Below are 13,152 nucleotides of genomic sequence, written 5' to 3'. Positions count from 1 at the left end.
ATCCTGGATGGATGCTAAGCGTTGTGTACCCTATAAATAGCTGCTTAACGCACAATCTTGACCTCATTAAACAATGCCTGATTGGAGGTAGAACTGCCTGGATTGCTTAGAGCGAGCCCAATGTAAGCTCCGCTGTTCATGGTCAACGTGCGTCTGCCAACCTCAGTCCAGCTGACCCCGTTGGAGGAGATATAGCCAATGAATTGATTGTTTATTCGCTCCAGCTTAACCCAGCGCGGCAAAGATGCGGCAGTTACGGTGTCCGTTGTTATGCCTCCAGCTGCCTGCCTGTATTGAAACGATGCTCCATTGCTAGGGGTGATAAGCATGTCGACATGCTTTGCATTGGCACCCAAAGTCTCACGAATCATAACTCCCGCTTTTGCCCATCCGTTCATATTTGTCATATTGGAAACCTTAGCGATAATCGATCCATTACCGGTTAACGGAAGATAAGCATATCGCATTTTGTCTGCGGTTCCCCATATATCAGTGTCTCTGCTCGATAAAGTATAAGTTCCTGACTGAAAATGGGCAGCTCCTGTAGTCGAGTTAATATCCGTGGTTTTCCACAGTACAGGCAAAGCGCCGCTAAGCGAGACATGATCGATTATCGCTTGACTATTGGCCGAGCTGCTCGAATTGCTCAGTGCCAAACCTATATACACATTACTGCCCATTGCGATTGATGCGCTGCTCACTGCGGTCCAGTTTTCCCCGTCTGTAGATATCGAGCCTGTGAACTGATTGCCGCTGCGCTCCAGCATTAACCAAGATGGAGGAGCTTCAGCTATAATATGATCGACTGTGTTCCCTTGGTTAGCTGCGCGGTATTGAAATGCGGCTCCATTCACAGGAGTTACGATCATGTCCGCATGTTTAGCATCCACAGCAAGCGATTCACGGATCATTAAGCCTGCTTTCGCCCAGCCATCCATATTATTCATTCCTGCAACCCGAGCAACAATCGCTCCATCCCCTTGCAGAGATTGATAGATGTAGTTTAATTGATCCTCATTGCCCCATATATCCGATGCATTACCTGACAATGTGAAGACTCCGCCGCTATAGTTAGCACTACCTGGCTTAAAGCCAATATTTCTTGCCTTCCATTCCGTTGGAATATTCGCCGCATAGTCTTGTGCAACAGGCCAGGTCCTTCGCGAATTAATATCGCTTAGCACGTTCTCATCCCAAGCTCCATAGGAGAAGAAGGAGAGATGAGTCACTTGTGGAAAGTGATCTCTAATACCGCCATATACCTCCTGATATTCGTTCACTGTCCAATCGTTATCCAGTGTTGGAACAATCGTTACTCCAGAACCAGCAAGCGACGATGTATCTGACAAAATCCCATTGTCGCCATAGACCCATTCCGTATCAAATTCCCAATCATCAAAATAAGCCATTGGTGCAACAAAATCAATCGCATCCTTGAACTTCGCAACATTCTGACCAACCTCTGTGAATTCCGGCGGCAAAATATAAACACCGAGCTCCATATCTGCTTTTATCTGATCGATGTCTTCACGAACGTCCTGCACATAGCCGCCGATTTGATCCGTTCTCCATTCATTCCATTCATTCCTGCGATTAGAATCCACATTAAAGTTAATATCGAGCGGAGAATATCCGTAAATACTCTCGTATAGGTTAACCGTGTAGCTGCTTACATCCATGTTGTAATCGTCAAATCTCAACCAATCGAGTACCACGCCATCTATATCATAGTTGCTTACAACCTCTTCAATTATCGAGCGCTCATAGGCTTGAACATCGGGATGGATCGGGTTGACGAAATATTCACTGCCATTCGAGCCTGTAAAAGGGACTACATTACCGTCAACGAAAGCGTGCATTTGCCAGCTTGGATCCTTAACAAATGCTGCCTGATCATGGAACTGAGGAATCCATGCACGAACCTCGATACCCTGCTGATGCGCCTGCGTGATCACATGCGAAAGCGCGTCGAAATTCTCATAGCCGGCGGCAATCGGGGCAATCGCACTGTCATAGAATACATGACCAGAAGGCACCTCATCGTCTTCATCCTGCTTTACGTTCATACTAATAATATCGACATTGTACTGAACAGCTTTTTGAATGAATGCCGTTACGTCAGCGACATTTCTAAATTGGTTAACGGTCCGCACAATGATCTCGGTCCCAAACGGTGCTTGTTGGCTTGCTTGAACTCCCAATGAATGAGTAGGAAATAGGACACTGACAAATAACACAAACACCAGCAATTTCAAACCTTTTGTTTTACTCACCCTAACATCTCCACCTTTTTCGTTAAAAGTTTAAAGCATTTAACTTTCAGGCTAAAAAAAATGCTAAAACCGTGAGATTACATATTGAGCGACTAACTGTTTGATGATTAAGTCCTAATAATGGTTTGTTTTTTCAAGTGGTTATTCAATCCATTGCAAGCATTTCAAAAGTTTAAAGCTTTTAACTTTAGCTAGATATTATCACTCAATTGGAAATACGTCAATAACTGGAAGAAAAAATATTGTTCTTCAGTGCTAAGTGATTCAGTGCTGTACTGACCCACATTCAGGAGGTAAATCAGGTGCCTCGCGTTTATCCGATCACGTTTTCAGAGGACAGAAAGGGAATAAAAGGGGGAAGAAAAAGGAAAAGAACTCCTTACACCCGTCCCTAGCGGAGCGTGCAAGAAGTTCCTATCAAAATATTGGAGTTAAAGCATCTACTTGTTCTACCTAAGCTTCTTCGACATACTCCCAATCTGAATAAAAACTATATTATTTAACGACGCCATGGGGATCTATAACAAATTTCCGGGAAACGCCGCGATCAAAATCTTGATACGCTTTTGGAGCGTCATTTAATGAGATAAGTGTGGCATTCACGGCTTTAGCAATTTGTGCACGTCCGCTCATGATCGCCATCATTAATTCTCTGTTGTATTTCATAACTGGCGTTTGGCCTGTCACAAACGTATGGGACTTCGCCCAACCGAGACCAAAACGAATTTTCAATGTTCCAATTTTCGAATCCTCATCCACAGCACCTGGATCCCCTGTAACATAAAGTCCCGGAATTCCTAAGCTGCCGCCTGCACGAGTAACTTCCATAATGGAGTTCAATACCGTTGCTGGCGCTTCGCCATGCCCCTCCCCATGCCCATGCGCTTCAAAACCAACACAATCTATCGCCGAATCTACTTCAGGAGATCCCAAAATTTGATCAATTTGTCCAGCCAAATCACCATTCTCACGCAGATTAATCGTCTCACAACCAAAGCTTTTCGCTTGGGCAAGACGCTCTGCATTTAAATCACCGACGATAACAACCGCTGCCCCTAGCAATTGAGCAGAATGCGCTGCAGCAAGACCTACCGGACCTGCACCGGCAACATATACCGTTGAACCCGGACGAACTCCAGCACTAACCGCACCATGATAACCTGTTGGGAAAATATCAGAGAGCATCGTTAAATCCAGAATTTTTTCCATTGCTTTCTCTTTATCTGGGAACTTCAATAACTGAAAGTCTGCGTATGGAACCATGACATATTCGGATTGCCCGCCAACCCATCCACCCATATCCACATAACCATAAGCAGAACCAGGACGATCTGGATTGACATTTAAACATATATTTGTATTACGTTCTTTACAACTTCGACAACGGCCACAAGCAATATTAAAAGGAACAGAGACCAAGTCACCCTTTTTTATAAACTCGACATCACGACCTACTTCAATAACTTCACCTGTTATCTCATGGCCTAAGATAAGACCAGATGGAGCCGTTGTCCTTCCTCTAACCATGTGCTGATCGCTTCCGCAAATATTCGTTGTAATCACTTTCAGAATAACCCCATGCTCACATTTACGTCCTACATTCAATGGATTGACACCCGGTCCATCCTTCAATACCAAGTCTGGATAAGCGGTGTCTCGTACCTCAACACTTCCCGGCTTACTATAAACAACTGCCTTATTTCCAGACATGTTCTCATCTCCATTTACTAGATTATTTAATTACAGTTTAGATGCTTTATCAGCCTGTATGCCTAAATAATGAAGATTCTTTACCACGAAATTATGCAAGTGTAAGCTTAGTTATACGTCCATCGAAAATCCATTCCGCAACATAGACAGAACCCTTGGAATCCACACAAATACCATGTGGTGAACTAAATTTATTATCCCTGTAGTAAGACTTAGGCAAATTCGGCCAGCCTGCTTGTTTGTAAGCCTGCTGATCTTCACCTAAATGACAGATCAACCGATCATTTTTGTCGAAGATCGTAATCCGACTGTTTAAGTCTGGGAAGAAGAGATCGTCCCCGTGATAATAGAAGCTGCAGGGCTGATCCATGTCATCGACGATGGCTCTTTTGAAATCGCCCTGTAGAGTGAAGACTTGAATCCGATGATTGCCACGATCAGCTACATAAACTTCTTCTATCCCACTACGAATATCAATCGAAATACCATGCGGGCAGTTTAACTGTCCTAATTCCGTACCTTTCCCACCCCAGGAACGGATATATTCTCCTGCTGCTGTATATTGATGAATCCAGCTTTGTCCATAACCATCGGATACATAAATATCACCATTTGCCGAAACGGCTACATCTGTAGGGACATATTTAAGCTCCTCGTTATAAATATCAGGACGATCAGGTGTTCCCAATGTCAATAAGTGTTTTCCGCTCAAATCCATTTTCACAACATTACCGCGAGCTGTGTCTGTGATATAAAGGTATTCGCTATTTTGCTCCTTATGAAGATAAAATCCGTGTGCGCCACCCTCGAACTCTTCGCCCCAAGCCGCTTGAAACTCCCCGTTCTGATCAAATTTGAAAATGGAGGGCTTTCCTGTATGAAAGACATAAACATTATCCTGTTGGTCTACGACGATTCCATGTGTATAGCCAAACTCCAAGTGAGAAGGAAGCTTTGCCCAGCCTTGAACAAGATCGTAGCTGCGTGCCGTATTTCCTAATTGCGGTGTTTTGTTTGTGATCATATTTAAATCCTCTTTTCCTTAGTTGAGTGATTAACTTTTTTGTTAGCAAACGCTATCATGAATTGGCTCATCATTTGATTTAAGATCAGCTTCTACCCGTCACGAATCAACAAATGATAGTGTTGTCTGATATGATAAACTCCCAAACTAAATTAGTCTTTGAACTGACGAGACTTAATTTTGCACTATGTGGACATTTTGATAAAAAAACGGAGATTTTGATCATTGGCTTCTTCATTAAAAGAAGAAGGGAAGGCTTTTCTGCAAACACGGCTTTCGGAGACAAGCAGGACACACACAGGAACAAAGCCAGACTGAAAGTCACAATCAGTTACTATTCTTTAATTCATTAATATATTCTTCCATCAAAATAACTCGGCTTTCCAAACGCGATTTTTCAGCGGCGAAAGCAATCAGATGACTCTTTACAGAAACACCTGCACCTGTAAGCCCTTCTTCCTTCCCATCACTCCGAACAAGACGTACAAAATCTCTCATTATACCTGTATCACCGCCGCCATGACCTGCCAAGTCCGTATCCAAAGTGATAGTCTCCGTCTCCCGAGTAACAAAGCTCGTCACTTCAATTACATTCTTCTCCATATCGCCTCTGATCTGACCATGAGTGCCCATTAGCTTCACCGAGCGTCCGCCTTCATAAGTAAATGCGCTCATTGTGAACGCAACCGTCACTTCATTTGCAAATTCCATGTTCACTACCTGATGATCGACCACATTGTTATCGCAATGATACACGCATCTTCCATATTGCCCATTTTTCAGTGCTCGAAGCACTCCCTCATCACTTGTATCGTTGCTAACAACCGTGCGCAGCACTTCACCCACCCAATCATCTCGTTCAATATACATTTTAGGTGCATAATAAGGGCAACTGTCCTGCACGGAGCAACCGTCTAAGCAGTACTTAGGCGCGCCTTCCGGCGCACTTTCTTTGCGGAAATGAGTTAATGAGCCGAAAGATGAAACTTTAGTACAATCTGCATCAACAAGCCATTGTAATATATCCATGTCATGGCAGCTTTTCGCCAGAATCATTGGACTCGAAACCTCTGAATCACTCCAGTTTCCTCTTACAAAGCTATGTGCTTGGTGACGATGTTCTACATTTTCAGTATGTTGAATTGAAACGAGTTTGCCGATTTTTCCCTCCGTAATAATCTGCTTGATCGTTGAAAAAAAGTCCGTATACCTAAGTACATGACATATCGAAAATACCCGATTATATTTCTCAGCATATTCCCCCATGACAATACATTCTCTTGGATCGGGTGACATCGGCTTTTCCATTAGCACATGGTACCCTTTCTCCAATGCTTTCAACGCAGGCTCATAGTGCATTTTATCCTGAGTACAGATGAGAATCGCATCGGCTAGCTTCGGCCCTGCAAGCAGATCCTCCCAGTTCGAGTAACAATTCTCATTCAGAACACCATGGTCTTTTTGGAATCGCTCTCTTCGCTCAGGATCGATATCCGCAACGGCAACGAATTGAATGTCGTCTGGATGTTGCAAGGCATATGGAGCGTAAGCACCTCCCCCTCTTTGTCCAGCTCCAATTAATACAGCAGTAATTTTTTTCATTCCTGTGCTCCACTCCATCTCTATTGTTAGTTAATATCAGCTTAAATAGGTTCGTCCATTTTGAAAATAATAAAAAGTTTGTATTTCTTCGAAAAGTAATATAAATCGACTACTATTTAATATCATTTCTCTGAATTCAATCTGATAACTTTCAAGTTAATAAAAAAAAGCCCAATATCCGCAATGGAATCAGGCTCTTCAGAACGATGCTAATATTGAAATGGCATATCATTTTCATGATCTATCTCTTGCCCAAGCTGCAGTCTGTAATCACTCAAGGACATGCCAAAATGCTTTTTAAATCGCGTGTAAAAATAATTATTCCTCTCTAGTCCCACCTTTTCAATAATGGATGTTAAAGGAAGCTGCGTATTGCGCATATATTCGTCCAGTTTTTGCATTCGCGTGTCGAAAATATACTGCGCAATAGACTGCCCATGTGCAGTTTTGAATATATGGCCAACATAGTTAGATGATAACCGTAATTTTTCGGCGATAGAGCTCAGGCATAATTCTGTGTTGGAATATTCTTGCTCGACAATTGCGACAATACGTTGGATCAGATGGTCATTACTATTGGAAGTGTTCCTGAGAACCTCCACTTTATTACACAGCTTCTGTAAAAATGAATCCATTACACTGTCCATATCTGTACTCACTTCTGCATTTTGAATCCCGCGCAAAAACTTTTGTAGAGTTAAATCCTGGCTATCCTTTACTGCAGGCATCTTGCTTAGCACACTGGAGTAAACACTGTAAATCAAATGAACAATGCAATACAAAATTTCGTCGTAAGTGTATTGATATAACTTTGGACTAATACTTTGATAGATTGCGGCAGCAGATTCATAATTGCCCTCGAGTACTTTCTCAACCAACTGCTCTTCTTTCTTGATGGGTATATGAAAATTATCCGTGTTGATTTCATCCATCATGTAAGGAGTAATAATACAACCATGTCCATAGCGCATCTTCAACAGAATGGAGCCCTTCATATTATTGTACATGCTAGGTAAATGCTCAATCCCCTGAAACATCGTGCTATACGCCATAGATAAAGAAATACGAAGATACTTAAGTGTATTACTGTGTACCTCGAGCAAGTAACGCTCTATTTTCTCCTGCAGCACTTTATATTGGGTTACTGTGGAACAATCCATAATCACTACGAATTTATCGGGCTCACTGCTGAAAATTTCGCACACACCATAGTCCGCTGCCAGTTCTGTTGCAATATTCACAATAGCATAGCGTAGTGCCCATCGTTCCTTCTGGCTATTCACTGATACAAATTGGCTGTAATTATCGATTTTAATGAGACACATGCACAACTGACTGGTGGCGATATAATCCAGTTTGATGTCATGTAGTTTCTCCTGCACTTGGTCTATAGAGTGTGTAGTACTATCACTTAATAGTGCATTAAGAAAGTCTTGTTTGACCGCATAGCCTGCTTCATGGATTATTTTATCAAGCTGTTGATTTCTCTCTTTCATAGACTCGAATACAGACAAAATAAATTGAAATTCTTCCATTCTCGAAATGACTACATCGTTTTTCTCAGAAGCTTCGCCGTTAATAATTTTCGTAATTGTTTGAATCGGATGATTCAGTCTGCGAGCCAAGTACAGACAAATTATTGCGCAAATGATAAATACAACAATTACGATACCCGCAGACACCATTGATGCTTTAATTACATCCTTAAACGTTTCTTTTACAGGAGTAAGGCCCATAATGTACCAATTGTTTGCGTTGCTTTTACTGCTGGATACCAAATAGCTGATACCCCCAATTTCTCGGATCTGATTATTGCTTCCAACTAGTTCATTTGCTTGCTGGCTTAATCCGCCTACTTCACTCATATTATGCTCAAACTCCGGTGTGAGCGTCTTACTTAGAATAGAGCCGTTTGAATCAACGACTAAAAAAGAAGATTTCGTTTCAGGGTTATTGCCATTGATCGCTTGAATAGATTCCGTAAGCGCTTTCGTGCGAATGTTGACGACAATAGCGTTTTTCAAGCCCGATAAAGTCTCCCCCGGTTCAAATAATATATAGGAACATGTATCGGCCGATTGCGTTGCTTCTTCTACAGATGTCACAATAGGCCGACCACGATACGCCGCTATAAAATTTTTATCGGTTAGCAGCGCTACAATCGCTTGATCTGAGAAGGTAGAGGCTGATTGGCGTTCACCGCTCCTTGAAGAATAAAACAAATCCGCCCCCGCATTGTAAAGATAAACGCTATCGATATCTTTTAGTGTCAGAAAGTGCTTGTCAATGACCTTGCTTGCTAAAATCGCCACGATCTCATCATTTTTCTTCATATTAATAAATTGGATGATATCTTTATCGCTGTACAGTGCATTTCCTAATTTTTTCGCAGTCTCATCTAGGTAGGTAATACTGTAATTGTAATGTTCAATCAGCTCATAATTGAAGCGGTTAATCATCGAGATACTCGTGCGTAAATAAGTAATGGTCAAGAAAACAGTAAGCAATACAGTGATGAGGATCGTAATAATCAGAAAGGAGAAGAATGATTTGCGAAAAAAGCTCGTACTGTTTTTTTCCAATATCCTCGGTAGCTTCATTGTGATCCCCCAGTTCATACGACTTCGATTTTCTATGTATTTACAATTATCATCATAATAGCATAAGTATCCATTTAGCATCACAACGATTAAAGCTCTTTGTAGATTTCATTATTTTTTAGAGATGCCTTCTGTCGAAAAACTAAGAGAATGATGGTTTTGATTGTTGTGGATAAAAGTACCACTAAATACAATGAGGGAAGTAAAAGATTAATTGCAAGGAAGGGGGTGAACTCAATGAAACTAACTACAAGACCAATTCATAACAGAACATTGCGCAGCGTACGTAAACAGTTTCCTTTCTATTTAATGATGTCACCTGGTCTACTATTCATTGCAATCATGTGTTATATCCCAATGGGCGGTGTCATAATCGCCTTCAAAGATTACAATGCACGCGATGGCATATTCGGAAGCGTATGGATGGATCCGCTGTTCAAAAACTTCGAATTTTTCTTTAAATCCGAAACAGCGAAAATTGTTACGTTCAATACACTTTTCTACAATATCATAGAGATGGTTACCGTTACGCTCGGTGCACTAATATTGGCCATTCTATTGAGCGAAGTGAAAAATAAAAAGCTCTCAGCCACCTATAAAGGTGCTTTATTGCTGCCAGTTTTCCTTTCATGGATTGTAGTTCAGTATATTGTGTTCGGTATGCTTAGTGTAGACCGAGGTATTGTCAACAACGTTATCGAATCAAATGGTGGAGAAGCTATTTACTGGTACAGTGAGCCTTCACATTGGCACTATATTCTTCCCTTAGCCTATCTGTGGAAGAATATCGGTTACTATTCGGTATTGTATGTAGCAGCGATCGCGGGGATTAATACGGACTATTATGAAGCTGCTCAATTGGATGGCGCTTCGAAGTGGCAGCAAGTCAAATATGTTACACTGCCGCTGCTGAAACCAATAATTATCGTCCTCATGTTGTTATGGGTAGGTAAGTTGTTCAATGGCGGATTGGGCGACTGGAATGGATTCTATACCCTTTCCAATGATTCAGGAGCACTATATGGTGCAACAGATGTTATAGACACCCTTGTATTCCGCTCTCTGAAAAAGCTGAACGACTATGGCATGTCGTCTGCAATTGGTCTATATCAGGCAGTGATCGGTCTCGTTCTTGTCCTGATTTCTAACTATATTATTAAAAAAACAGACCCCGACAGCGCCTTATTTTAATCGATCAGCGTAGAGAAAGGGAGGGATTTTCATTTTAGCAAGAAACTTTCACGTGTCAAAGATCGTGATTCATCTCATATTCATTGTATCAGCACTAGCCTGTATCATTCCGCTGCTATTAGTTGTATCGATATCGTTTACAGCTGAAAAGTCGCTTATGGTCGACGGATATAATTTTTGGCCCAAAGTGTTTGATATTTCAGCTTATCGATACGTATTTAGCGGAGCAGGCTCGATTGCCAATGCATACGCAGTAACGATCTTTGTAACCGTTGTTGGTACGCTGCTGCATTTACTTGTTACTTCGATGCTGTCCTATTCGTTGACGCGACCTGAAGTTACCTATCGAAATGCACTCACTTTATTCGTGTACCTTCCCGTGCTGTTCAATGGTGGACTTGTTCCATCCTACATTTTAATAACACGATATTTGCATCTTAAGAATACCATCTGGGTTCTCATTGTCGTCTTCCTTGTGTCAGCGATCAATGTGCTCATTATGAAAAACTTTTTCAAATCGATTCCTAGTTCCTTGTTCGAGTCTGCACGTATAGACGGCTCAGGTGAAATTCGTACTTTTTTCAGTATTGCACTTCCACTTTCAAAACCGTCACTGGCGACTATCGGTCTGTTCACAGCGATTTCCTACTGGAATGACTGGACGACCACTGCCTTGTATATCGAAAAGCCGAAGCTGTACACATTGCAATATTTACTGCAATCTTTAATGAACAATATCGGCTATTTGCAAGCCAATGAAGCAGCATCTAAATCTATGGAAGCCGCTATCGGCATGCTTCCTAGTGAAGGAGCACGGATGGCGACCTGTGTACTTGCCATCGGTCCGATTATATTACTGTATCCTTTTCTACAGAAGTATTTCGAAAAAGGCTTAACAATAGGTGCTGTAAAAGAGTAATTTTACAAGAATCTAGTTGAGAATAAAATTAGATTTTAGGGGGATATCAATGAAAAGAATTTCTATGTTGTTGATCAGCGTAACTCTGCTTCTCACCATGATCCTGTCTGGCTGCTCGAAGGTTTCACCAAACGCTAACGGCGATTCTACGACTCCAGCACCTGATACTAAAAATGCTGAAAAAGAAAAAGAAAAAGAAGAACTCGTTACCCTTAACTTCTATATGTCGAACAGCCCTGTCAATGACTTTGACCGCATCATGAACAAAGCTAATAAAATTATTGCTGAAAAAATCAATGCCAAATTGAATTTAGTACTTGTAGACGGCAGTACTTATGCAGATAAAATGAATCTGATGATCAATTCGGGCGACGACTGGGATCTTGCTTTCACTGCATTCTGGGGTGGAATTAATTACTTTGGAAACGCTTCAAAGGGAGCGTATGCTGACTTAACTGACCTTCTTCCTGTACATGCGCCTGAAACGTTTTCCCGCATCCCTCAAGGTCTATGGGATGGTGTGAAAATAAATGATCGTATTTATGCAGTTGTCAATTATCAGCAATGGGGCGTTGCCAAGCGCAGTGGCTTTATCTTCCGCGAAGATGTTCTTAAAGAAACGGGGTTTGACTGGAAAGCTGTTAAAGGCAAGCCAACCATAGAAGCTCTCGAAATGGTAGGACCTTTCCTTGGCGAAGCGTTAGCTAAGCATCCTGACATGATCGGATTTGAAACTAGCGCTAATCATAGTTTTTTTGCCAATGAGCCGCTTTACTGGGATATGGAGCCTGTAGGTGATTTGCTAACTCCTGGCTGGGTCAATCTCAATGCGCCAGACAAAGTTATCAACCAGTTTGAAACTCCTGAGTTCGCTAAATACGCAGAAATTATGCGTGACTGGTTCAATAAAGGCTATGTGCGCAAAGATGGTGCAACGGTAAAAGATACAACTCCTGATCGTAAAGCTGGTAAAATTGTTTTTGCGATGCACTATGGCTGGCCTGACAGCATCGATCTTCCAGGTCAAGAGCAAGCTATGTCCATGACAGAATACAAAGATTACCCTGCTCTATCCGTATCTACTACTCGTACATTGATTTCAGCTGGAGCTGCCTCCAATGCAGCTATTGCTATCAATTCAGGTTCAAAAAACGTTGAAAAGGCTTTGCAATTAATTGAGTTGCTAAACACTGATGATGATCTATACAAACTCATTACATTAGGAGAAAAAGACGTTGACTACACCTACAACGAAAAAGGTGACTTCACTCAAATTGAAGGCAAATATAATTTCAACTGGAATGAATGGCAAATCGGTCAATCCTTCAGCCCAACATTCAACCGTGCTGATCATGCCGAAAATGCAGCTGGCGAAATGAAGAGAAAAGCTCAGTCAATCGTTTTTGAAAATGATCAAACAGCAGATGTTTCGCCATTATCAGGCTTTGTATTTGACCCAACTCCTGTAAAAACGCAAGTTGCCAACGTAGCTTCCGTTATGACTGAGATGATCCCGGCTATCAGCTCTGGTTCGATTGACCCGACTACAGCCGTGCCTAAATTCCTCGAGCGTTTGAAAACTGCTGGCGTAGATGACATCATCAAAGAAAAACAAGCTCAATATGACACTTGGAAAAGATAAAAATCTCTCACTCAGTAATGAAATCCGGTGTATCGCTTACACCGGATTTCTATTTTAATGAGTCAAGTAGAAGGGAATACGCTATTCGTTATTCATTTATGTGTAAATCTTTTTCACACTATTCTTTCGATCGATTCAACATGTAATGCCCTTACATTTTCTAATGCCAACAGCCACTCTTTAGTTTTTTG

General features: G+C 41.6%; 8 protein-coding genes. 3 read left to right on the top strand and 5 right to left on the bottom strand.

Translation table 11 applies throughout. The features are described from left to right. Window positions 1-44 precede the first annotated feature (44 nt). The 5 genes from ACIFSR_RS19795 to ACIFSR_RS19775 all read right to left on the bottom strand — a co-directional run bounded on the left by ACIFSR_RS19795 (window position 45) and on the right by ACIFSR_RS19775 (window position 9,209). Entirely contained in the window at window positions 45-2,273 is a 2,229-nt protein-coding gene (locus ACIFSR_RS19795; protein WP_430059437.1) for a family 10 glycosylhydrolase, read from the bottom strand. Between the two features lie 495 nt (window positions 2,274-2,768). After that, a complete protein-coding gene (gene fdhA / locus ACIFSR_RS19790; protein ID WP_339204842.1) occupies window positions 2,769-3,983 on the bottom strand; it encodes a formaldehyde dehydrogenase, glutathione-independent in 1,215 nt (404 codons plus the stop codon). 91 nt (window positions 3,984-4,074) lie between these two features. Continuing rightward, window positions 4,075-5,007, bottom strand: a complete 933-nt coding sequence (locus ACIFSR_RS19785) for a hypothetical protein (protein WP_339204843.1) — start codon at window positions 5,005-5,007, stop codon at window positions 4,075-4,077. 327 nt (window positions 5,008-5,334) lie between these two features. Next, window positions 5,335-6,609, bottom strand: a complete 1,275-nt coding sequence (locus ACIFSR_RS19780; protein ID WP_339204844.1) for a Gfo/Idh/MocA family protein — start codon at window positions 6,607-6,609, stop codon at window positions 5,335-5,337. 209 nt (window positions 6,610-6,818) lie between these two features. Next, window positions 6,819-9,209 carry an AraC family transcriptional regulator gene (locus tag ACIFSR_RS19775; protein ID WP_430059434.1) on the bottom strand — a complete coding sequence of 797 codons (2,391 nt, stop codon included), beginning with the start codon at window positions 9,207-9,209 and terminating at the stop codon, window positions 6,819-6,821. Between the two features lie 237 nt (window positions 9,210-9,446). On the opposite strand from ACIFSR_RS19775, the gene ACIFSR_RS19770 reads away from it, so the two are divergent. The 3 genes from ACIFSR_RS19770 to ACIFSR_RS19760 are packed head-to-tail and all read left to right on the top strand — an operon-like array spanning window position 9,447 to window position 12,961. Further along, window positions 9,447-10,400, top strand: a complete 954-nt coding sequence (locus ACIFSR_RS19770; RefSeq protein ID WP_430059432.1) for an ABC transporter permease — start codon at window positions 9,447-9,449, stop codon at window positions 10,398-10,400. Between the two features lie 52 nt (window positions 10,401-10,452). Continuing rightward, window positions 10,453-11,319, top strand: a complete 867-nt coding sequence (locus ACIFSR_RS19765; RefSeq protein WP_256710832.1) for a carbohydrate ABC transporter permease — start codon at window positions 10,453-10,455, stop codon at window positions 11,317-11,319. 49 nt (window positions 11,320-11,368) lie between these two features. Continuing rightward, entirely contained in the window at window positions 11,369-12,961 is a 1,593-nt protein-coding gene (locus tag ACIFSR_RS19760; RefSeq protein ID WP_339204848.1) for an ABC transporter substrate-binding protein, read from the top strand. Window positions 12,962-13,152: the final 191 nt, after the last annotated feature.

The organism is Paenibacillus sp. NRS-1760 (assembly GCF_050467785.1).
Classification (GTDB): domain Bacteria; phylum Bacillota; class Bacilli; order Paenibacillales; family Paenibacillaceae; genus Pristimantibacillus.
Note: the sequence above shows the minus strand (reverse complement) of the source record. Positions and strands in the feature narration are given on the sequence as shown.

Excerpts from the sequence above, each read along its gene's own strand:
- fdhA (WP_339204842.1), bottom strand. The coding sequence starts at position 3,983 with ATGTCTGGAAATAAGGCAGTTGTTTATAGTAAGCCGGGAAGTGTTGAG.
- ACIFSR_RS19785 (WP_339204843.1), bottom strand. The coding sequence starts at position 5,007 with ATGATCACAAACAAAACACCGCAATTAGGAAATACGGCACGCAGCTAC.
- ACIFSR_RS19780 (WP_339204844.1), bottom strand. The coding sequence starts at position 6,609 with ATGAAAAAAATTACTGCTGTATTAATTGGAGCTGGACAAAGAGGGGGA.
- ACIFSR_RS19775 (WP_430059434.1), bottom strand. The coding sequence starts at position 9,209 with ATGAAGCTACCGAGGATATTGGAAAAAAACAGTACGAGCTTTTTTCGC.
- ACIFSR_RS19770 (WP_430059432.1), top strand. The coding sequence starts at position 9,447 with ATGAAACTAACTACAAGACCAATTCATAACAGAACATTGCGCAGCGTA.
- ACIFSR_RS19760 (WP_339204848.1), top strand. The coding sequence starts at position 11,369 with ATGAAAAGAATTTCTATGTTGTTGATCAGCGTAACTCTGCTTCTCACC.